General features: G+C 68.7%; 17 protein-coding genes and 1 tRNA gene. 10 read left to right on the top strand and 8 right to left on the bottom strand.

The genetic code is table 11. The features are described from left to right. Positions 1–204: 204 nt before the first annotated feature. Positions 205–1,890 (bottom strand): phosphotransferase, encoded by a 1,686-nt coding sequence (locus tag ACHAA4_RS10860; protein WP_435774191.1) that lies wholly within the window; start codon positions 1,888–1,890, stop codon positions 205–207. A 169-nt stretch (positions 1,891–2,059) separates the two neighbouring features. Here ACHAA4_RS10860 and nudC point away from each other — a divergent pair, with 169 nt between their 5' ends. Beyond that, a complete protein-coding gene (gene nudC / locus ACHAA4_RS10865) occupies positions 2,060–3,115 on the top strand; it encodes an NAD(+) diphosphatase (protein ID WP_435774192.1) in 1,056 nt (351 codons plus the stop codon). A gap of 41 nt (positions 3,116–3,156) precedes the next feature. Beyond that, positions 3,157–5,304: an ATP-dependent DNA helicase UvrD2 gene (locus tag ACHAA4_RS10870; RefSeq protein ID WP_435774218.1), complete on the top strand. Its 2,148-nt coding sequence runs from the start codon at positions 3,157–3,159 to the stop codon at positions 5,302–5,304. Between the two features lie 3 nt (positions 5,305–5,307). Here ACHAA4_RS10870 and ACHAA4_RS10875 read toward each other — a convergent pair whose 3' ends face one another. Beyond that, positions 5,308–5,868: a SprT-like domain-containing protein gene (locus tag ACHAA4_RS10875; RefSeq protein WP_435774193.1), complete on the bottom strand. Its 561-nt coding sequence runs from the start codon at positions 5,866–5,868 to the stop codon at positions 5,308–5,310. Positions 5,869–5,940: 72 nt separating this feature from the next. Between ACHAA4_RS10875 and ACHAA4_RS10880 the strand changes: the two genes are divergently transcribed. The 8 genes from ACHAA4_RS10880 to ACHAA4_RS10915 all read left to right on the top strand — a co-directional run bounded on the left by ACHAA4_RS10880 (position 5,941) and on the right by ACHAA4_RS10915 (position 15,476). Beyond that, complete coding sequence (locus ACHAA4_RS10880) at positions 5,941–6,969, top strand: hypothetical protein (protein WP_435774194.1); 1,029 nt, start codon at positions 5,941–5,943, stop codon at positions 6,967–6,969. 189 nt (positions 6,970–7,158) lie between these two features. Further along, positions 7,159–8,703 (top strand): zinc-dependent metalloprotease, encoded by a 1,545-nt coding sequence (locus ACHAA4_RS10885; protein ID WP_435774195.1) that lies wholly within the window; start codon positions 7,159–7,161, stop codon positions 8,701–8,703. A gap of 52 nt (positions 8,704–8,755) precedes the next feature. Beyond that, entirely contained in the window at positions 8,756–9,847 is a 1,092-nt protein-coding gene (locus ACHAA4_RS10890; RefSeq protein WP_435774196.1) for a YlbL family protein, read from the top strand. Between the two features lie 89 nt (positions 9,848–9,936). After that, on the top strand, positions 9,937–13,056 hold the full coding sequence (locus ACHAA4_RS10895) for a UPF0182 family membrane protein (RefSeq protein ID WP_435774197.1): 3,120 nt from the start codon (positions 9,937–9,939) through the stop codon (positions 13,054–13,056). A gap of 148 nt (positions 13,057–13,204) precedes the next feature. Beyond that, positions 13,205–13,278 (top strand) — tRNA-Met (locus ACHAA4_RS10900). A 287-nt stretch (positions 13,279–13,565) separates the two neighbouring features. Next, positions 13,566–13,898, top strand: coding sequence for a hypothetical protein (locus ACHAA4_RS10905; RefSeq protein WP_435774198.1), 333 nt, complete (start codon positions 13,566–13,568; stop codon positions 13,896–13,898). A gap of 128 nt (positions 13,899–14,026) precedes the next feature. Then, positions 14,027–15,019, top strand: coding sequence for an arsenic resistance protein (locus ACHAA4_RS10910; RefSeq protein WP_435774199.1), 993 nt, complete (start codon positions 14,027–14,029; stop codon positions 15,017–15,019). Positions 15,020–15,050: 31 nt separating this feature from the next. Further along, positions 15,051–15,476, top strand: coding sequence for a hypothetical protein (locus ACHAA4_RS10915; protein WP_435774200.1), 426 nt, complete (start codon positions 15,051–15,053; stop codon positions 15,474–15,476). Between the two features lie 32 nt (positions 15,477–15,508). Here ACHAA4_RS10915 and ACHAA4_RS10920 read toward each other — a convergent pair whose 3' ends face one another. From ACHAA4_RS10920 to ACHAA4_RS10945, 6 genes are all read right to left on the bottom strand, one after another. Then, on the bottom strand, positions 15,509–16,759 hold the full coding sequence (locus ACHAA4_RS10920) for a variant leucine-rich repeat-containing protein (protein ID WP_435774201.1): 1,251 nt from the start codon (positions 16,757–16,759) through the stop codon (positions 15,509–15,511). Positions 16,760–16,880: 121 nt separating this feature from the next. Then, positions 16,881–17,927 carry a variant leucine-rich repeat-containing protein gene (locus tag ACHAA4_RS10925; protein ID WP_435774202.1) on the bottom strand — a complete coding sequence of 349 codons (1,047 nt, stop codon included), beginning with the start codon at positions 17,925–17,927 and terminating at the stop codon, positions 16,881–16,883. 75 nt (positions 17,928–18,002) lie between these two features. Further along, positions 18,003–18,614 carry a pyridoxal 5'-phosphate synthase glutaminase subunit PdxT gene (gene pdxT / locus ACHAA4_RS10930; protein ID WP_435774203.1) on the bottom strand — a complete coding sequence of 204 codons (612 nt, stop codon included), beginning with the start codon at positions 18,612–18,614 and terminating at the stop codon, positions 18,003–18,005. After that, positions 18,611–19,522, bottom strand: a complete 912-nt coding sequence (gene pdxS, locus ACHAA4_RS10935; protein ID WP_435774204.1) for a pyridoxal 5'-phosphate synthase lyase subunit PdxS — start codon at positions 19,520–19,522, stop codon at positions 18,611–18,613. The genes pdxT and pdxS overlap by 4 nt, the downstream gene beginning before the upstream one ends. A 116-nt stretch (positions 19,523–19,638) precedes the next feature. Next, positions 19,639–20,460: a PspA/IM30 family protein gene (locus tag ACHAA4_RS10940; RefSeq protein WP_435774205.1), complete on the bottom strand. Its 822-nt coding sequence runs from the start codon at positions 20,458–20,460 to the stop codon at positions 19,639–19,641. Between the two features lie 101 nt (positions 20,461–20,561). Further along, positions 20,562–22,046 (bottom strand): coiled-coil domain-containing protein, encoded by a 1,485-nt coding sequence (locus tag ACHAA4_RS10945; RefSeq protein WP_435774206.1) that lies wholly within the window; start codon positions 22,044–22,046, stop codon positions 20,562–20,564. Positions 22,047–22,117: the final 71 nt, after the last annotated feature.

Consider the following 22,117-nt stretch of genomic DNA (forward strand, 5'->3'; position numbering starts at 1 on the left):
TGCAGCCGGTCATGGGAAGGGTGCACCTGTCAGAGCGCGGGTGAAGCCTGCCAAATCCGGGAAGCCGGGAGAAGACACTCACCCGACAACTGCACGACGGCGGGGATCATTCCCGTGTTGGCGCAGCACCTCGACGTTGAGGGCCCTGATGGAGGCGTCCTGGAGATGCGGCTCCTCGGCGGTGAGGAGGCCGGACCAGGAGATTCAGGCAGTCGGTGGGCGCAGGCCCGGGTGCCGCTGATAGATCGACTCGTGGCCGCCCTCGTGAGTCTCCGGGGAGGGGTCCGACTCAGCAGATCCATGCGAGTCCGGGGTCTCTGCTGAAGCAGGGGAGCCATGAGAAGCAGGAGCCTCCGGCGAGGCCGGTCCGGCAACGGGTTCCGGAGAATACTCAGCGACGGGCGCCTCCTGCTGCGCAGAAGACGCTGACTGGGCCGAGCGTGCCGACTGGGCCGAAGACGCAGAGCCCGTGGAGGCCGCCGAGATGGCCGAGCCGACGCTGGGGAAGAAGTGCTTCTCCTTGGCCCGACGCTCCGAGGCGGCATCGGGGTGGATCGGGAGGTCGTCCTCGTCCTCCTCCTCGAAGATGCGCTCGGGAAGCGGCTGCTCGAGAGGTGTCTCATCGGTGATCACCGGGATCGCGCCGGTGGGTTCATTCCCGGTGACCACCGGGATCGCACCGGTGGGCTCATCTCCGGGCAGCGGACGCGGCGCGAACGCCGGGACCTTGCCGGTGGCGTGTGGATCCTCGGTGGCGTATGGATCCTCGGTGACGTCCTCGTGGTTGCTGGTCCCCGCAGCTGCCGCATCGGTGATCACGGCGGGCTCGTCGTCGTCCTCGCCGGAATCAGCCCACTCGCCGGTGTCAGCCACGGTCGCTGCGGCACCTGCGCGGGCCACCGGCCGCGAATCCTGGACCTCGGCGGGCGCAGCGGGCTCATCGCCCTCGGTCGGGGTCAGCGCGATCGGCTGCCCGCCATAGGTCTCGATGTCGGTCTTGAGCTGCTCCAGGAGCCCCTTCGCCTCGGCGATCATCTCCGGGTTCTCACTGGCATGCCCGCGGACCAGCCACTGGGCCAGCGCGAACTCGGCGGTCAGCGCGGCCCGGCGCATCAGGTGCTCGTCGACCACGCCGGTGCGGTGCCAGCGGTAGGCGGCGAGGACCTTCTCCGTGAACTCGGCGTCACCGGCGGCGGTGAGCCAGGCGAAGTCATCCGCCGGGTCTCCGCTGTGCAGGTCGGTCCAGCCGGTGACCGCCATGACGCGCTCACCTTCGATCAGCAGCGAATCCTCGTGCAGGTCCCCGTGCGTGACGGCAGGGGTGAAGCGCCAGAGGTCGCGGTCCTCCATGGCGTGTTCCCAGCGACGCAGCAGCAGGGCCGGGATCTCCCCAGTGGTGGCAGCCTGGTCCAGCTCGTTGAGCCGGCGCTGGCGGTACCGCTCGGCGGAGTATCGGGGCAGGTCGGCGTTGTCCACGACGGCCTCGTCGAGGTCATGGATCGCCGCGATGGTGCGCCCGATGTCTTCGATGACGGTGGGGGACTGCTGGGAGAGCTCGCTGAGCTCCAGCGAGGTGCCGGGCAGGTGGTTGTAGACGAAGGTGCGCATTTCCCCGCGGCGCACGGCGCCGGCGACGGAGGGGACGCGGAAGGGCAGCTCGGCGCGGATGCGGGTGGAGAAGCCGCGCAGCACCTGCAGTTCGGTCTCCAGGCGCATCGCCGCCTCCTGGTGCTGGGGAGAACGGATCCTCCAGCGGTGACCTTCAGAGTCGATGACGACGGCGGACGTGAAGTCGCGGGCGTCATCAGCCGCCGCAGCCACGCCGGTGGGGGAAAGCCCCGGCACTGCCGCGGTCGCTAGGGCCGCAAGTTCCATCGATGTCCATCGCACCACACAAGCGTATGGGGTCAGAGCCCTTGCCCGGTGCCGAGGCACGCTGAATTGATGAAATCACGCGGGATTCACGTGCTAGGGCTGCCGTCGATGCGGTGATGCTCATCTCTCCACATCGGTCCTGCGGGTGCTCGCGGGGGTCCGCGGGCCCGGTACGGTGGAGGGTATGCATACGCACCTCCGGGACCCTGCTGACGGCCTGCTCGTACTGCCCCAGGACGGGGCCCGGATCGACCGCCGCGACGCGGAGCGCAAACGCCCCGAGTGGCTCAGCGAGATCTGGTCCACCCCCGGCACCCGGGTGCTGCGCCTCTACGGCCGCCGTGCTCGACTGAGCGGAAACCGGCTGGAATATGAATCCGCCTCCGGACCACTGCCGGAGGGCGCTGTGGCGCTCGGCGCGGTGGATCCTGCCGAGCTGCCCGATGCCGCCGCCGCCGCGGAGCTTGGCGCGGCCGCGCCGGTGCATGTGGTCACGGTCGCGCACCCGAAACCCGCTGATGAGCAGGCCGCCGCCGGGACCACCGGCACCACCTGGGCGGATCTGGCCTTCGCCGGATCCCAGCTAACCCCGCTCGACGCCGCCCTGCTCACCCAGGCGCTCGCGATCACCGCCTGGCACGCCCGCACCCCGTTCTGCGCCTCCTGCGGGACCGCCACCGAGGTGGAGGTCTCCGGCTGGCGACGCGTCTGCCCCAACTGCGGCGCGCAGACCTTCCCGCGCACCGACCCCGCCGTGATCACCGCGGTGCTGGACACCGATGACCGGATCCTGCTCGGTTCGGCGCACCGCTGGGAGACCCACCGGTACTCCACCTTCGCCGGGTTCGTCGAGGCCGGGGAGTCGGTGGAAGCCGCACTGGCCCGTGAGATCGAGGAGGAGGCCGGCGTCGTCGTCTCCGATATCCGTTATATGGGCTCACAGTCCTGGCCGTTCCCGCGCTCGCTGATGCTCGGGCACTTCGCCGTGACCCAGGATGCCTCCGTGGCCCGGCCCGACGGTGATGAGATCCGCGACGTGCGCTGGTTCACCCGCGCCGAGCTCGCCGAGGCGGCCGAGGCCGGAGAGGTCAGCCTGCCCACCCGCTCCTCGATCTCCCGGGCGCTGATCGAGCGCTGGCACGGATCGATGATCGACGCGGTCTCCGATGCCAAGCCGCGCCCGGCCGCCCGCGGTGCAGCGAACGGCCAGCCCGGTCCACGAGGACAGCAGCCCCGATGAGTCAGCCCGCCTTCACCTCCAGCTCCTCGACCGGACACACCATGTCCGCCACCCAGCTGGCCGCCGCCCCGCCCGAAGCCATCCTCGACGGCCTCGACGAGGAGCAGCGCCTGGCCGCCTCCACGTTGAAGGGCCCGCTGTGCATCCTCGCCGGTGCCGGGACCGGCAAGACCCGCGCCATCACGCACCGGATCGCCTACGGGGTCCGTGCCGGGGTCTACGACCCGCACCGGCTGCTCGCCGTCACCTTCACCGCCCGCGCCGCCGCCGAGATGCGCTCCCGGCTCAGCGCGCTGGGCGCCCCCGGGGTCCAGGCCCGCACCTTCCACGCCGCCGCGCTGCGCCAGCTGCAGTACTTCTGGCCGGTCGCGATCGGCGGGACCATGCCGCAGATCCTCGACCACAAGGTCCGGCTGCTCGCCGAGGCCGCGCGCCGGCTGCATGTGACCACCGACCGGGCCGCGCTGCGTGACCTGGCCAGCGAGATCGAATGGGCGAAGGTCTCCACGCTGACCCCGGAGTCCTACCTCGAGGTCGCCACCGCCGAGGGCGCCGGGCGGCCCGCGCCCGGGGGAGTGGACCACCGCACCTTCGCGAAGCTGTACCAGTCCTATGAGGACGTGAAGCTGGACAAGCACCTGATCGACTTCGAGGACGTGTTGCTGCTCAACGTCGGCATCCTCGAGGACGACGAGCGGGTGGCCGCCCAGGTGCGCCAGCAGTACCGTCACTTCGTGGTCGACGAATACCAGGACGTCTCTCCGCTGCAGCAGCGGATGCTCGACCTCTGGCTCGGCGGACGCGACGAGATCTGTGTCGTCGGCGATGCCGCTCAGACCATCTACTCCTTCACCGGTGCCACCCCGGACTACCTGCTCGGCTTCAAGCGCCGCCACCCCGAGGCGAACCTGGTCAAGCTGGTCCGGGACTACCGCTCCACCCCCGAAGTGGTGAAGCTGGCGAACTCGCTGCTGGCCGACCGCACCCGGGAGTCCGTGAAGCTCAGCGATCCCGCGCCCTGGCCCGAGCCGTTGCAGCTGATCTCCCAGCGCGAGCGCGGACCGGTCCCGAAGCTGATTCAGCATGCCGATGATGACACCGAGGCCGGCTGGATCGCCTCCGAGATCAAGGCGCTGCAGGAGCAGGGGGTCCCGCTCTCGGAGGTGGCGATCCTTTACCGCACCAACGGACAGTCCCAGGCCTTCGAGCAGAGCCTGGCCACCGCTGGGATCTCGTATCAGCTGCGGGGCTCCGAGCGGTTCTTCTCCCGCCGGGAGGTCCGTGAGGCGCTCGCCGCGCTGCGCACCTCCTCCCTGGTCGACGACGCCGGGGACACGGTGTCCAAGAGTGTGCGCGACATCCTCTCCTCCCACGGCTATTCCGCGAAGGCCCCCGAGGCCACCGGCGCGGTCCGCGAACGCTGGGAGTCCATGGCGGCGCTGGTCGCGCTGGCGGACCAGCTCTCCACCGAGCGCGAAGACTTCACCATGCGCAGCTTCATCACCGAGCTGGAGGAACGCTCCGCCGCGCAGCACGCCCCCACCGTGGAGGGCGTCACCCTGGCCTCGCTGCACTCCGCCAAGGGCCTGGAGTGGGAGGCGGTGTTCCTCGCCGGACTCTCCGAAGGCCTGATGCCGATCACCTTCGCCAAGACCCAGAAGGAGGTCGACGAGGAGCGCAGATTGTTCTACGTGGGCATCACGCGCGCGCGGAAGTTCCTCTTCCTGTCCTCCGCGGCCTCGCGGCACACCGGCGGTCGCGGCCGGCGCACCCCGTCACGGTTCCTGCGCCCGCTGCGCAAGGAGATGGGCATGGAGGAGCCGGGCCGGAAGATCATCCCCTCAGGGGGAGCGCTGAGTCCGAATGCCTCGGCACGGAAGAAGAAGGCGTCCACCTGTTCCACCTGCGGGAAGGTCCTCACCAACGGCACCGAGGTCAAGCGGCGCCGATGTGAGACCTGCCCCGCCCGCTACGACGAGGCGCTCTTCGAGAAGCTGCGCACCTGGCGGTCCGACTACGCCAAGGAGCTCGAGGTCCCGGCCTTCGTGATCTTCACCGACGCGACGCTGGAGGTCATCGCCGAGCGCAGGCCCACCTCCGACGAGGCCCTGTTGAAGGTCCCCGGGATCGGCGAGCGGAAGCTCGAGAAGCACGGCGAGCGGCTCCGCGAGATCCTCAAGGAAGCCTGAGACTCACTCCTGGTGGCTGGCCGTGGGCTCGGCGTTGTGGTCGGCCCAGCTGACGCCGGCCAGGAAGGCGTCGGCCTCCCCGGTGCGCGGATACTTCGCGGTCAGCGCCTTGAAGCGTGGCCCGTGCCCGGGTTCGATCAGGTGCGCGAGCTCGTGGACCAGCACCGAGTCCTGCACCCAGGCCGGCATCTCACGCAGCCGGGCCGAGAGTCGGATGGTCCCGGTGGTCGACGTCGTGGACCCCCAGCGCTGGTGCTGCTGGGTGGACCAGCTCACCGCCTCGGGCTGCGGGATCCCGTCCAGATACCGGGAGGAGAGCGCGCGAGAGCGCTGCAGGAGCTCCTCGTCACTGCGCGGCCGCCGGGCGGCGCGGTGGCTGAGCTTCTTCTGGAAGGCCCGGGCGTGCTCTTCGATCTCCCGCCGACTCAGCCGGACCGGGACCCGCAGCCGCAGCGTCCCCTGCACCTGATCCGCGGTGACGGTCCGGGTGCGTCGCGCCGAGCGGATCACCAGCACCTGCTGGCCATCCACCGTGATCTGCTCCTGAAGCTGCCGCGACGCCATGCAGAGGAGCCTAGCCCGGCCCAGGACTGTGGAAAACTCCGCAGAGCCCTGGGACCTTGGCACCATGGGTGCATGGCGGCGCGGGTGATGCTCAGGGACTGGCAGGAGCTGTTCGTGATCGACGAGCACACGGTGCAGCTCGGCGCGGGGGACCGGGCAGTCCGGATCATCGGCCCGGCGCAGCAGACGCTGAGACGACTCCAGGAACACCTGAGCAACACTGCCACCCAAGAGACCGAAGCCGACGACGACGCCCCGTCCGATGACCACGCCATCCGCGTACGGGCCCGCCGGGAGCTCGCGGCGGTGCTGCTCGACGGGCTGCCCCGACCGGCGGCGCTTCTGGCAGGGCAGTTGACCTACCTGCACCTGGGCATGCTGCTGCTGCGCGATGATCACCCTGTAGATCGGGATGACGTGGCCGCGGGCTACTCTGCGGCGGCGGTGGGGCTCTCCCGTGCCGCCGCGGTCCGACGTGCCTGCCTGCGGCATCACCCGGAGGCGACAGTCAGCTGCTCAGCGCCAGCCCTCCTCACCTCGCCCGGCGGGCAGGCCCAGCCGGTGCAGCCCCAGACGGTGCAGGCCCAACCGGTGAACCCCCAGCCCGTGCAGCCTCACCCAGGGACACCCCAGGAGCCTGTGGACATCCAGGTGATCTTCGCCCAGCGCGCCGTCGCCCCTGCACGTCTCGCCGCTGCGGCCACTCGGGCCCAGTTGGTGCTGCCGGTCGTCCGACACCGCACCCGCTGGGAGATCGGTCCGCTGCTCAGCCGCGACCGCGGACCCTGCCCCCGGTGCCTGCTGCTCCACGGCGCCGCAGCCGACCCGCACTTTGAAGCCGCGCAGACCGCGCTCGCCGAACAGGGCAGGACCCGGGAGCAGGCCACGGACTCCCGGCTGCCCCGAGATGAGCCGCAGTCCGCTGCGGTGCTCGCAAGCCTGCTGGCGCGTGAGATCCAGCTCGCCGTCGATGGTGAGTTCACCCCACAGACCGCCTCCCGGATGATCGGGCTCTCCACGCGCACCGGAGAGCTCACTCTGGTGCCGGTGGCTCCACACCCGGAATGCGACTGCAGGCTGCACGCCACCACCGACACGTGAAGGGCCGGGCGACGAGACCGGTGAGGGGACCCGTGACCAGACAACTGGAGACCCGCAGAACCAGCGTCAACACGGAAGCGACGACTTCATCCTGTGGCGAACGGACGGCGTCCATGCAGACAGCAGCGAGCCGTGCTGGATACGCTGGAGTCTCTCAGGCCGAACCAGGATCACCACAGGGAGCGTCCGATGAGCCAGAACAACTCCGGCAACAACGACCAGGGCAACGGGGAAGACCCACGTGACCCCATGGAGGAGTTCTTCAAGCAGCTCTTCGGCGGGCAGATGCCCGGGCAGACCCCCGGCGATGACACCGATAAGGACGACGCCGCCAAGCGCGGCCCCAGCATCGGCTTCACCGGCACCCCCGGTGCACCCGGCGCCACAGGTTCCGGCGACCAGGGCGGATTCCCCGGCTTTCCTCCCGGGTTCGACCCCTCACAGATCCCCGGCATGGCCGATATGAACCCGCAGATGATGCAGCAGATCATGGGACAGGTCCAGTCCATGTTCTCCGCCATGCAGAACCCCTCCGAGGAGGACAAGGGTCCGGTCAACTGGTCCATGGCTCGCCAAGCCGCCCGTCAGGCCGCCGCGGGCGATGACCCCAGCGTCTCGGCCGCCGAGCGCAAGGAGATCGACGACGCCCTGCGCCTCGCCGACATGTGGCTCGACGGCGCCACCACCTTTGAGACTGCGGGGCAGATCGGACAGGCCTGGTCCCGCGCGCAGTGGGTCGAGGAGACCTTCGACTCCTGGAAGCGGCTGACCGAACCGGTGGCCGAATCGGTCTCCAAGGCGCTCTCCGCCGCGATCAAGGATCAGCTCGGCGAGGAGGGCTCCGGCCTGCCCCCGGAGCTGGAGTCCATGATGGGCGGCGCCGGCGCGCAGCAGATCACCGGCATGATCGAATCCATGGGCGGGATGGCCTTCGGCATGCAGCTGGGCCAGGCCGTGGGCGCGCTCGCCAAGGAGGTCGTCTCCTCCTCGGACACCGGACTGCCGCTGGCCGGCAACACCACCGCGCTGCTGCCCAAGAACGTGACCGAGTTCGGCAAGGGCCTGAGCGTGGACAAGCGCGAGGTGCTGCTCTACCTGGCCCTGCGCGAGGCCGCCCGGATGCGCCTGTTCAACAACGCCCCCTGGCTGGAGCAGGACCTCTTCAACGCCGTCGGCCAGTACGCCGCCGGGATCCACATCGACATGAACCGGATCGAAGAGGCCGCCAGCCAGATGGACCCGAACAACCCCGAGGCGATGAACTCCATCCTCGGCGAGGGCCTCTTCCCGGAGGAGCGCACCCCCATGCAGGAGGCCGCGCTCAAGCGCATCGAGACCACGCTGGCGCTGGTCGAGGGCTGGGTGGACGACGTCGTGACCCAGGCCGCCGAGCACCTGGAGTCGCTGTCCCGGCTGCGCGAGACGATGAACCGCCGTCGCGCCTCGGGCGGACCGGCGGAGGACACCTTCGCCGCCCTGGTCGGACTCGAGCTGCGTCCCCGCCGGCTCCGCGACGCGGCCGCACTCTGGGCGCACCTGCGCGAAACCGAAGGCATGTCCGGCCGCGATGATGTCTGGGGCCACCCCGACGTCCAGCCCGACGAGCAGGACCTCGACGATCCCACCGGCTTCCAGCAGCGCCGCGCGGAGCGTCAGGAAGAGACCGCGAAGATCGATGAGGAGCTGCAGAAGCTGCTCGACGGCGGCTATGACGGCAAGTCCCCGGAGGTCTGACGTCATCTTCCTGTGCCGCCGGTCTCAGATGAGATGATGGGTGACGATCATCATGACTGAGCGCCCCCTGAAACCGAAGAGGCCGAGTCTGCGGAGAGGCCTGCAGGCGGCGGCCGGCACGTCAGCGCTCATCATCGGGCTGCTCAGCCTGTTGCTGCCCAGCCCTTACCTGGTGGAGAGCCCGGGGCCGATGTTCAACACCATCGGTGAGATCGAGGACCAGGCCGTGATCTCCGTCAGCGGAGAACAGACCTATCCCACCGAGGGCTCGTTGAACCTCACCACGGTGTTCGTGGCGGGGGCGCCGACCTCCACGGTGCGCGTCCCCGAGGCCGTGACGGGCTGGTTCGACTCTGGCACCGACATTCAGCCGCATGAGCTGATCTACCCCTCGGGCACCACCGCCGAACAGGTCCAGCAGCAGAACACCGCCGCGATGACCAGCTCCCAGGACCTCGCGGTGGCCGCGGCGCTCAACGAACTCGGCATCGACTATGACCAGGAGCTCTCCGTCCTTGACTTCACCGCCGAGGCGGTCGAGGTCGGCACCGATGAGCGGCTCCAGCCCGGCGATCAGGTCACCGCAGCCGCCGGCAGCTCCATCACCGGGCTCGAAGGACTGCGTGACGCAGTCAACACCGCCGCAGGTCAGCCGGTAGCATTGACAGTGCTTCGCGATGGTGAGGAACTCGACTACGAGGTCCCCACCTACCAAGAGGCAGATGGCGACTACTACGTGGGAATCATGCTCGAGAACGAGTTCGCGTTTCCCGTCGACGTCGACATCGAGCTCGACGGCGTCGGCGGTCCCAGCGCGGGGCTGATGTTCACTCTCGGCCTCGTGGACTCCATGACCGAGGAGTCCATGACCGGCGGCGAGAACTGGGCCGGCACCGGCACGGTGGACCCGGACGGCACGGTCGGGCCCATCGGCGGCATCGCCCAGAAGGTTGCCGGCGCACGGTCCCAGGGGGTCGAGAACTTCCTGGTCCCGGCGGCGAACTGCGTCGAGCTCGACGGGCGGGTGCCCGACGGGCTCGCGACATACGCCGTCGACGACGTCTCTGAAGGACGCGCGATCGTCGAGGCGGTCCGCGACTCAGACGAAGACTTCCTCGCAGGGCTCGAGCCCTGCGGAAGCTGAACCGGTCCGCCGGTCCAGCCGGGTCAGCACGCTGACCCACCAGCAACAGACGAGAATCCAAGCACATATATAGAGACGAGGGTTTATCCGTGAGTTTCTCTCAGGGATTCGGGTCCGCGAACCCGTTCGGCGGGGGCCTCTTCGGCTCCGGTCCGGGCGGGGACGACGGCGACAACTCCGGCGGGTCCGGTTCCGACCGGCCAGCGAGGAGCTCCGGACCGCGGCGGCCGTCAGCACTGGTGCTGACGATCATCATCATCGCCGCGCTGATCGGCATCTTTGTGGCGTCTTCCGGCTTCTACGCCGAGATCCTCTGGTTCAACCAGCTGGGGTATCAGGACGTCTTCTGGACTGAGCGCATCGCTCGCGGTGTGATCTTCGTGGTCGCGTTCCTGCTCATGGCAGGCCTGGTCTGGTTCAGCCTCTTCCTGGCGTTCCGGAACCGCCCGCAGATCCTGCAGAACCAGATGAACGAATCGGTGGTCCGGTATCAGCAGACGCTGAACTCCATGCGCCGCCTGTTCATGATCGGCCTGCCCGCGCTGATGGGCCTCTTCGCAGGCACCGCGGCTCAGGGCAGCTGGGAGAACGTGCTGCTGTTCATCAACCAGCAGCCCTTCGGCATGACCGATCCCGAATTCGAGATGGACTTCGCGTTCTTCGTCTTCACCCTGCCTTTCCTGGGGTTCATCAACGGCTTCCTCATCTCGGCCGTGCTGGTCGCCGGCATCGCCGGCATCCTGACCCACTACCTCTTCGGCGGCATCCGGATCGAGTCCAACGGCAAGTTCGTGGTCGAGAAGGCTGCCCGCTGGCACATCGCGGTCACCGGCGCACTGTTCCTGCTGCTGCAGGGCGCGAACTGGTGGCTTGACCGCTACGCCACCCTGCAGAACCAGAGCGGCAACTGGGCCGGCGCGCTCTACACCGACGTCAACGCCGTCATCCCGGCACAGGCGATCCTCGCCGTCGCCGCGATCCTGGTGGCCTTGATCTTCATCGTCACCGCGGTGACCGGACGCTGGCGCTTCTCGATCATCGGTTCAGCGATGCTGCTGATCACCGCGATCATCGGCGGCGGCCTCTACCCGTTTCTCGTCCAGGAGTACCAGGTCCAGCCTTCGGAGCGGACCCTGGAGACGCCCTACATCGAGCGCAACATGGAGCTCACCCGCTACGCCTACGGCCTGCATGAGATCGAGCAGCAGAGCTACGACGCCGACGCCTCGGCCACCCCGGGCGCACTGGCGGAGGACGCGGCCAACACCGAGAACATCCGCCTGCTGGACCCGAACTTGGTCTCCGCCGCGTTCGGCCAGTTCCAGCAGTTCCGCCAGTACTACTCCTTCCCGGACACGCTGAGCTTCGACCGTTACGAGATCGACGGCGACGAGCGGGACACGGTCATCGCGGCCCGCGAGCTCAACGTGCCCACCGACGCCTCCTGGGTCAACCGGCACCTGATCTACACCCACGGCTACGGCCTCGTGGCGGCGAACGCCAATGAGGTGACCCCCGAGGGTCGCCCGGTGTTCACCCTGCGCGGCATCCCCACCCGCGGTGCGCTGGCCAGCGACGAGGACTACGAGCCGCGCATCTACTTCGGTGAGAACTCGCCCGAGTACTCGATCGTCGGTGCACCTGAGGATGCCGAGCCGCTGGAGCTCGACCGCCCGGCGGCGGCAGACTCCGAGGCGGAGACCGTCTACACCTTCGAAGGCGACGGTGGACCCACCGTGGGTGGGCTCTTCAACCGCCTGGTCTACGCCATCCAGTTCCAGTCGCCGGAGATCCTGCTCTCCGGGGACATGAACGAAGAGTCTCAGATCCTCTACGAGCGCCAGCCGCGCGAGCGCGTCCAGGAGGTCGCCCCGTTCCTCGAGGTCGATCAGAACATCTACCCGGCGATCATCGACGGTCGGGTCAAGTGGATCGTGGAGGGGTACACCACCTCCAACGACTTCCCCTACTCCGATCAGCAGCAGCTGGAGCAGGCCACCACGGATGCGCTGACCCAGGGGGCCCCGACGCTCGCCGGGCAGGTCAACTACATCCGCAACTCGGTCAAGGCCACCGTCGATGCCTATGACGGCTCGGTGGAGCTCTACGCCTGGGACACCGAGGATCCGATCCTTCGCGCCTGGCAGCAGGTGTTCCCCGACGCGCTGCAGCCCTACGAGAACATGTCTGCGGAGCTGATGGACCACATCCGCTACCCCGAGGACATGTTCCGGGTTCAGCGTGAGCTGCTCGGTCGCTACCACGTGACCGATCCCGGCACGTTCTACGAGAACAACGACGCCTGGTCCGTCCCGTCGGATCCGACCGCCGACGACGAGGGTGCGATGGCGCAGCCGCCGTACTACATGACGCTGCAGATGCCGGACCAGGAGGAGCCTGCCTTCTCCCTGACCGGTACGTTCATACCGCAGATCGCCGAAGGCGCGCAGCAGCGCAACGTGCTCTACGGCTTCCTCGCCGCGGCGGGTGACGCCGGCACGGGCGAGGACGGAGTGAAGGCGGAGGACTACGGCCAGCTGCGGCTGTTGGAGCTTCCGCGTGACACCGCGGTGCCCGGCCCCGGCCAGACGCAGGCGAACTTCGACTCGAACTCGCAGATCTCGCAGGAGCTGAACCTGCTGCGCCAGGGCGCGTCCGAGGTGATCAACGGCAACATGATCACCCTTCCGGCCGGTGACGGCATCCTCTATGTCCAGCCGGTCTACGTGCAGTCCACCGGCACCGCAGCCGCCTACCCGGCGCTGCGGAAGGTGCTGGTGGCCTACGGCGAGGAGGTCGGCTTCGCCGACACCCTCGACGAGGCGCTGGACCAGGTCTTCGGCGGCGACTCCGGAGCCGCCGTGGCCGAGGGTGCAGGCGTCACCGGTGACGCGGTGGACTCCGAGATCGACGTCCCAGAGGGTGAGGCTCCTGCAGAGGACGACGCCACCACCGAGGACGAGGCCCCTGCTGAGGACGAGGCCACCACCGAGGACGAGGCCGACGCGGAAGAGACCGAAGGTCCCACCGCGCCGACCGGCCCCGCTCAGGAGCGTCTGAACGACGCCCTGGATCGTGCAGGCACTGCGCTCCAGGATTCCGAGGCGGCGCTCGCCGAGGGTGACTTCGCCGCCTACGGCGAGGCTCAGGAGCAGCTGCAGCAGGCCATCGATGATGCCCTGCAGGCAGAGGCTGACCTGGAGGAGTGATCCTCAAGAGCTGATCTGAGACCCGCAGAGTCTCCCCGTCCGGACCCTTGAGGCCCGGACGGGGAGGCGGGTGTCGGAGCTCACACACCCAGTCGTTCATTCTGATTTTGCACTCAGGAAATGTGTGCGTAGACTAAACAAGTCGCAACGCGGGGTGGAGCAGTTCGGTAGCTCGCCGGGCTCATAACCCGGAGGTCGCAAGTTCAAATCTTGCCCCCGCAACGGATGCCTCGCAGGAGGCCGAGAACCCCCAGCACTCCGGTGCTGGGGGTTCTTTCGTGCGCCCTGCGAGCTCCTCGAATCTCCGTGTCTCGCCCGCAGGAAGCCAGGCATCGACATGGCCGATCCTGGAGTGCCAGCATTGAATAGTTACTACCGGTGGATCCGGCGTCGGGGAAGGACGTTGCCCATCTCGCGGATGGCACGTCCGTGATTGCGGGGGAGTGATTGTGATGGTGCGTCGAGGCGTTCTGGCTACATTCTTAGCAGCGGGGATCTTCGCAGGAAGCGTGACGAGTGCACAGGCCATGCCGATGAGAGCGGACATCCCCTTGATCACCATCGGGTGCGCCGACGGCGAGGGTGGCTACGAGATGCTGAACGTGCGCCGTCACGGCGCTGTCGCCTTCATCTACGACGACGCCGGAGTTGCCACGGGTGAAAAGCTGTTCCTTCGCTCGATCGACGCCGCCCTCTTCGCCGACTCTGGCCAGCTCCTCTGGGAGTACAACAAGACCTACGGCAAGCGGACCGGACATGGTGAGCCAGTCTCCTGCAGCGGCTCCTTCAGAAAAGGCACTCATGGGACGGTCTTCTTCGACGTCCTGGTGACACGGCGGTAGAAGGACTCACCCGCTCTCAGCTCTGGTGCAAGACCGCCGCCTTCCGGCGGTGATCCGGTCACACCGGGCCGCGGTCTCGGACGGTCGACCTCGGGATGAAGACAGCACCGGCATGACCGAAGGGACAGATGCGACGCGAGACCCTTGAACGCCACCAGGTGTGGCTCTATCTCGGCGCCGTCTCCATGGGGCTCGCCCTCGGCAGCCTCACACCCGGGCTGGGCAGCACCGCCGATGCGCTGCTCTGGCCGGTGCTGGCGCTGCTGCTCTACGCCACGTTCACCCAGGTGCCGATGGCCGCGCTGCCGACGGCGTTCACCGAGGGTCGGTTCATGGCGGCGGCGCTGCTCGGCAACTTCGTCCTGCTGCCCGCAGCGGTGTGGGCGCTGATGCAGTTCATTCCCGAGAATCAGGCGCTGCAGCTGGGACTGCTGCTGGTCCTGCTGGTGCCGTGCACCGACTGGTTCATCACCTTCAGCCAGCTGGGCCGCGGCGACGCCACTCGGGCGACCGCGCTGACCCCGGTGCTGCTGGTGCTCCAGCTGCTGCTCCTTCCGCTCTATCTGTGGCTGATGTCAGACGCTGACCTGCGCGTGGTGTTCGCCCCAGCGGATATCTGGCCGGCCTTCGTGGTGGTGCTGCTGCCGCTGGCGCTGGCCGTGCTGACCGAGGTCTGGGCCGGCCGCAGCCGAACGGGTGCCGCCGTCGTCCTCCGCCTCGGCTGGTGGCCGGTGCCGCTGTTGGCAGCGGTGGTGCTGCTCGTCGCCGTCGCGCATGTCGGCTCGGTCCTGGCCGACGCTCAGCTTCTGCCGATCGTGCTCGGCGTGGTCGCCCTGTTCCTGGCGATCAGCCTGCTGCTGTCGAGAGCAGTCGCCAGCGCTGCCCGGCTGAACCTGGCGCAGGGCCGCACGTTGGCGTTCTCGATGGGCACCCGAAACTCCTTCGTCGTGCTGCCTCTCGCGCTGGCGCTGCCCGCGGGCTGGGAGACGGTGGCGGTCGTCGTGGTGATGCAGTCCCTGCTCGAACTCTTCGGGATGATCTTCTGCCTCTGGTTCATACCCCGCGTGCTCTTCCCCGACCCTCGGGCATCGACGGGTGAGAAGCCCTCACGCGCCAGGTGAAGCGTGCCGAGCCTGCGGGTACGCTCGGACCATGGAACCGGTCACAGACAGCGTGGAGGACTACCTCAAGGCCGCGGGACGCTCGGCCGAGATGACCGTGCTGGACGGCTGGATCACCGCCGAGCTTCCCGGACTGAGCCGGGTCCTCTGGCGCGGACGCATGTGGGGCGGCACCGATCAGACGATCATCGGCTACGGGAAGCTTCGCCAGCCCAGGCCCCGCGGGGCCGCTGTGGACTGGTTTCTCATCGGCCTCGCCGAGCAGACCAAGCACCTCTCCGTCTACGTCAACGCGGCGGAGGACGGCAAGTACCTCATCCAGCAGCGCGCCGACCGGCTCGGACGAGTGAAGGTGGGCGCCGCCGCCCTGACCTTCACGACGCTGGAACACCTGGACGAAGCCGAGTTCCTCAGCCTCATCGCTCGCGCCGGTGCGCTCAACCCCGAGGTGGTCTGAGCACTCCTCGCCGACGCGGGTGAGCGGACCGCTCAGTAGGTCCAGTTGCGGCTGGCGGAGAGGTTGATGCCTTCGCCGGTGAGCTGGTTCCAGCAGGACATCTGCGACTGGAAGGACGTGCAGGCGAAGAACTCGTTCGAGGCGGTCTGACCATAGCCGAGCACCTGCTGGCCCTGCTGCAGCACCGGGTTCTCGCAGTCCGGCTCCGCGGGGCGGTCCACTTCGATGGCATAGGTGACGCCCTCGGTGCACCCATCGGGGGCAGCGAAGCTGTGCTGCAGCACCCGGCAGCGCATCGTGTCTGCGAGTTCGCAGAGCACATTGCCGTCGGGGGAGACGAAGGAGGCCAGCGCCAGGCCCTGGGCGGGGGCCGCGGCCTGGATCCAGTCGGAGCCCATGTCCTGGGCGGTGCCGCGCAGAGCGGTGGCGGTCTCCTCCGACCCGCGCAGGTCCAGGAACAAGGCCGCCGCGTGGGAGCTGTCACAGCTCTCCTGCAGCCCTGTCAGTGCGTCTTGGACCAGGGTCCCGTCCTCGGACTCCACCCAGCTGCCGTCCTGCGAGGTGGCCGAGGCGAGCGCGGCCAGCACCTCACCGTCCTCGGCGGGGGAGTCACAGCTGGACTCTTCTGGCAGCGCGGCCACCTCGGCGCGCAGCTCGTCCGGGGTGGGAGGCTCCGGGGTGGGGCTCGGCTCCGGCTCCTCCCCGGACTCGTCCTCGGAATCATCCTCAGCCCCCTCCGAAGGCTGAGCCTGTGCCGGGGCCTCTGCGGCGGTGAAGTCCTCGGCGGACCTCCCATCCAGCATCGACAGGGCCAGAGCGGTCAGGGCGACCAGCACCAGGACCGGCAGCAGCACAGCCAGCACGAACCTCGGCGCCCTGGACGTGCGCCGCTGGTAAGGGGCAGGCCGGGCGGCGGGGGAGTGGGCGGGTGAGGCCATCGTGGAATACCCGGCCGGAGCGCCGTCGAAGGACCCGTTGGCGAACCAGGGGCTCTCGGCTGCTCCTGCGGCTGCCGGCTGCGCCGGATCAGCGGCGGGGGACGCCTCCGGTTCGGCGGCCTCCGGTTCGACAGCCGCCGGAGCGGCCTCGCGCCGGGCGAGCGCGGCGTCGATCTCGGGGTCTCCCAGGGAGGCCAGCGCCTCGAGCAGCTCGGGGTAGGTGGCAGGATTCTCCGCGATGGCTGGGCGCAGCGACGGGTGGTTCTCCGCGAGCCAGTGCAGAGTGTCCCAGTCGGTGCGGGGATCCGCGGCGACGCCGCCGAGGTCGTCATCGATCGAAGCCATGCGTACCTTTCCCGTCCCGACGGCGGCGAACCAGGCCAGCCGTGCAGCGCGAACAATGCGGTTCGACCGAAGTTTACTCCCGTCACCGAATCCGGGTGCGGCTGATCAGCGCAGAGGCCGCTCAGTTTCGCAGCTGGTAGCTCTCCCGCGCCATGAAGAACCCGTTGCCGGTCTCGGTGTTCCAACATTCGACGCCGGACTCCGAGGAGTTGCAGGCGAACCTCCCGTTGGTGGCGGACTGGCCGTACTGCAGGGTCGCCGAGTCCTCGCCACCGGTGCTGCCGCAGTCGAGCTGCGGGTCCTCGGAACCGATCGAGAGGCGCGCCGGCCCCTCGCAGTCCTGCGGGGTCTCGAAGCTGTAGTCGAGGATGCTGCATGCAAGCTCGTCCTCGCCGATGGCGCAGTTGATGTTGCCCGAGGGAGCGGTGAAGGCGGGAATGTCCTGGGCGCCCTCAGGCGCCGGACGGACGGCCTCGGCGTCGTCCTCTGCGGTGCCGTCTTCGGGGGCCGGGGTCTCGTCCTCGGCCTGACCCTGGTCCTCGGTCTGTTGCTGAGCTCCCTGCTCGGAGACTGAGGTCTCGTCGGCAGGGTCCTCGTCCCCGCTGAGCAGTCCGTTGAAGAGCAGGAAGTAGGCGGCGACGGCCCCGGCGCCGACGATCAGCAGGAGCAGGAAGAGGATCGCGCAGATCCCGCCGCCTCGACGGCGCGGCTGACGTTCGGGCTCGGCGTACGACGAGGGCGCGGCCTGCGTCTCCCTGGGCGTGGGTCCGGTCGGGGCGGCCGGGTAGTAACCGGGACGCGGCTGCGACGGGGGGTGGCTTTGCCGGGGAGGGTGCACGTAGTGCTGGTTGTATCCCTGGACCGACGGGTACTGGGTGTCGCGGGGCGCATACCTCCGGTCGTGGTCGTCACGCACGGCGGAGAACTCGTTGGTCTCAGAGCCTGCCCTGGCGGATCGACGGGCCAGCGCGGCGTCGACCGCGGGGTCGCCCAGCTCGGAGAGCCACTGCAGCAGCGCAGGGTAGGTGTTGGGGTTCTGCGCGATCAGGGGACGGAGCTCGGGGTGGTCACCGGCGAGCATCTGCAGCTGGACCTGGGGCGTGTTCGGATCGGCGGCGCGGGCGTCCGGTCCGGTGGAGCTGCGCCCGTGATGTGGTCCGTCAGTCATGTTCTCTCCAGCGTCGAAGGTCCCGCGGGCGGCGTTCTTGGGACATCATGCCCGAACCGGGCCCGATTTCTCAGATCAGCTCACGGTGCGCTGCGCGCTGATCTCCACGAAATACTGATGCAGCCGGTGATCCGCAGTCAGTTCGGGATGGAAGCTCGCAGCCAGGATCCGGTCCTGCCGGACCGCGACCGGCCGGTCCTGCCAGGAGGCGATGACCTCGACGTCGGCGCCGAAGGATTCGATCACCGGGGCGCGGATGAACACGGCCTGAAGCGGAGTCGGATCATCGCCGGGGAGCCCGGAGGTCTGCAGCGGACCGATGAAGGACTCCAGCTGGCTGCCGTAGCCGTTGCGCCGGACCACCACGTCGAGACCGCCGATGCGCTCGAAGCCGGTGAGCGCCTCGGCGTCGAGGATCTGATCTGCCATCAGGATCATGCCGGCGCAGGTGCCGAACATCGCCATGCCCTCGGCGTGCCGCTCCCGGATGGACTCCATGAGTCGCACCGGGGCGGCAAGCCGAGCCATGGTGGTGGATTCCCCACCGGGCACGATCAGCCCGTCCAGGCCCTCGAGCTCGGCGGGGCGGCGCACGGTGGAGACCTCGGCGCCGGCGGAGCGCAGCGCGCGGGCGTGCTCGGCCACGGCCCCCTGCAGCGCCAGGACCCCGATGCGGGGTGTGCTCACCAGCCGCGCTCGGCCAGACGGTGAGGTGCCGGGAGGTCGGCGACGTTGATGCCGACCATCGCCTCGCCCAGGCCCTTGGAGGCCTCGGCGACGACGCCCGCGTCGTCGTAGTAGGTGGTGGCCTTCACGATGGCGGCAGCGCGCTCGGCGGGGTTGCCGGACTTGAAGATGCCCGAGCCCACGAACACGCCGTCGGCGCCCATCTGCATCATCATCGCGGCATCGGCCGGGGTCGCCACGCCGCCGGCGACGAAGAGGACCACCGGGAGGCGGCCTTCGCGAGCGATCTGCTTGACCAGCTCGTAGGGGGCCTGCAGGTCCTTCGCGGCCAGGTAGAGCTCATCCTCGGCCAGCGAGGTGAGCCGGTTGATCTCACCGTTGATGGTGCGGATGTGCTTCATGGCCTCGGAGACGTCGCCGGTGCCGGCTTCGCCCTTGGAGCGGATCATCGAGGCGCCCTCGGTGATCCGGCGCAGCGCCTCACCGAGGTTGGTGGCGCCGCAGACGAAGGGCACCTTGAACTTGGACTTGTCGATGTGGTGGATGTAGTCCGCGGGGGAGAGGACCTCGGACTCGTCGATGTAGTCGACCTTGAGGTGCTCGAGGACCTGCGCCTCGACGAAGTGACCGATCCGGGCCTTGGCCATCACGGGGATCGAGACCTCGTCGATGATGCCGGTGATCAGGTCGGGGTCTGACATGCGGGCGACGCCGCCGGTGGCGCGGATGTCGGCGGGCACGCGCTCGAGGGCCATGACTGCGACGGCACCGGCGTCTTCGGCGATGCGGGCCTGCTCGCGGGTGACCACGTCCATGATCACGCCGCCCTTGAGCATCTGGGCCAGTCCGGTGTTCACAGCGGTGGCGCCGGTGGCGGCAGCAGTGTGCGAGGTGGACTCAGTGGTCACGGAGGTCTCCTGAAAGGTTGGGTTGCTGCGATGACAATGGGGAGTGAACATCGCGTTCACTCCCCATTGTTTCATCACTTCAGCGTGACCGCTGAACCGACGTCATACAGCCTCGCTCAGGCGCGATCGCGCTCCTCGGCCTCGAGCTGTGCGGCGTAGTCCTCGGTGGCCTGGCCGTCGAAGGATCCGCCGTCCGAGCGGCCGGCGCCCAGGGCTGCCGGTGCTGAGCTGCCGGACTTCAGCGCGGCGAGGCGGGCGTCGACCTCGGCCTGCTCGCCGAGGTCCTCGAGGGACTCGAACTGTGCGTCCAGGGAGGAGGCGGCGAGCTCGTTCTGCCCGCGCACCTTGGCCTCTTCGCGGCGGATCTTCTCTTCGAAGCGTCCCACCTCGGAGGTCGGGTCCATCACGTCGATTGACTTCACGGCGTCGTGGACCTGGGACTGGGCGTGCGCGGCGCGGGAGCGGGCGATCAGCTCGTCACGCTTGGACACCAGCTGCTGACGCTTGGTCTTCATCTGCTCGAGACCGGTCTTGAGCCGGTCCACGATCTCGCGCTGGGAGGAGATGGTCGGCTCGGCGGACTTCGCCGAGGACTCAGCCTCCATCTGGCGCTGGATGGCGACCTTGGCCAGGTTGTCGAACTTCTGCGCATTATCGGTGTTGCCGCTGTCGCGGAACTCGTCGGCCTTGCGGGAGGCGGCGAGTGCCTTCTGGCCCCAGGACCGGGAGTTCTCGAGATCCTCGCTGTAGTCGTCCTCCATCATGCGCAGGTTGCCGATGGTCTGGGCGATCGCCTCTTCGGCCTCCGAGATGTTGTTGGTGAAGTCTCGGACCATCTGGTCGAGCATCTTCTCCGGGTCCTCGGAGCGATCCAGCATGGCGTTGACGTTCGCGCGGACCAGCTGGGACATGCGACCTAAAATGGACTGCTTGCTCACAGTGTTCACCTTTCCTTGTGCATCAATGTCTATCGATTGCTCACGTTGTCGATACTAGTCACGGGTTCTTCACACGGCCATGGCAGGGACCCGATGCAGACTCAGAACATCCGACGACGACGCCCGAACCCGCCGCCGCCCATATGCCCGTAGCCGCCCGGCATGCCGAACCCTCCGAACCCGCCGCCGTAGCCTCCGGCCCCGCCGCTGAGAGCGTCCTCGGCGGATTCCTGCCGGGCGATCTGAGCGGCCTGCACGGCCAGGGTCTTGGCCTGGGTGGCCAGTTCGAGGGCCTTGGCCGGCTGCCGGTCTCCGATGGATTCCGCCTCGGCGAGGGTGCGTTCGGCCTCGGCCATCCGGGTCCTGGAGGTCGCGCCGCTGCGCTTGGAGCGCAAGTAGTCCCGTGAGGACTGCACCTGGTGCCGGGCGGTGAGGATCTCGGTCTGCAGCACTTCCCGGGCGCGTCGGTCTCGGGCCTGCTGGTCGCGGACCGCGTTCAGCGGTTCGTCGAGTTCCCGGTGGGCGATCTCCAGCGAGTTCAGCAGCTCCAGCGGGTTCGTCTTGGTCCCGGAGTCCAGCGCCCGGCGGACCTGGGTGACCGCGGCCTCGGCCGCGGCGATGGGTCCGGCGAGCTCTGCGGACTGTCCCGCCTGCATGGTGGCGCGGGCCTGGGCGATGTCCTGCTCGGTCTGGTCCAGGCCGATGCCGAGGTTCTGCTCGGCGCTGCGCAGCCGCAGCTGGGTCTCTTCCAGGGAGTCGATCAGCTTCCCGGCCTCCCCGGCTGCCTCCTCTCCGGCATGGATCGCGACGACGGCGTCGGAGGCCGTCGAGCCGGTGAGCGCCTTCTCGGCGTCCTGGGCTGAGCCTTCGGCGTGGTCGAGGCTGCGCGCGGAGTGTGTCAGGCCTTCGGTGAAGGAGGTGAGCGCGTCGTCGTCATATTTGGACTGCAGATCCGGCAGACGCTTCTGGGCCTGTTCCCGGCGGGTGTGAAGCTCACTGATCCGGGTGCGCAGCTGCTCCAGCGCGGGGCGCGGGTCCAGCTCGAGGCTGCGCAGAGACTCGAAGTCCTGCCGGTGCGACTCGAGGGTCTCGTTGACCCGCTGGCAATTGGCGATGACCTTGCGCAGCAGCTCGCGGGCCTGCTGCTCGTCCTCCGGGGGGTCCCGGTCCACCTGGTGCTGCATCCGGAAAGATTCTTGGAGGTGCTCCCGGGCCTCGTCCACGTCCTTCTGGAAGGGGGCGACCTGGTCATCGCCGTAGGCGGCGCTGGCGAAGAGGATCTCCTGCTCGGAGGAGTTCACGGCGTTGTCCGCGGCGATCAGCAGGGAGCCGGCCTCGCGGCGCAGCTCCTCGAGGCTCAACCCGGCCAGCCGCCGGTCCTCCGCGGAGCGTGGTCCGGAGGCCTGGCCACCGGTGAGCCGCTGATTGTTCGCGAAGCCCTGGAGTCGGCGGTCCTGCTTCTTGCCGCCGGAGAGCCACACCGCTCCCAGGCCGATCAGGCCGAGGATGACGGCCCCGATCAGCAGCGGGCCGATGACGATCATTCCGAGCGGGATGGGTGGACTGAGGACTGCGTCGGGCACCATGGGCCGAGTCTATAAGTGGCCTATGACATCGTCTATCAGCCAACGGTCAGCTCGTCTGAGAGCGTAGGCGG

Origin of the sequence: Nesterenkonia maliinae (assembly GCF_051262655.1) — a bacterium.
In the GTDB taxonomy this organism is placed as follows: Bacteria; Actinomycetota; Actinomycetes; order Actinomycetales; family Micrococcaceae; genus Nesterenkonia.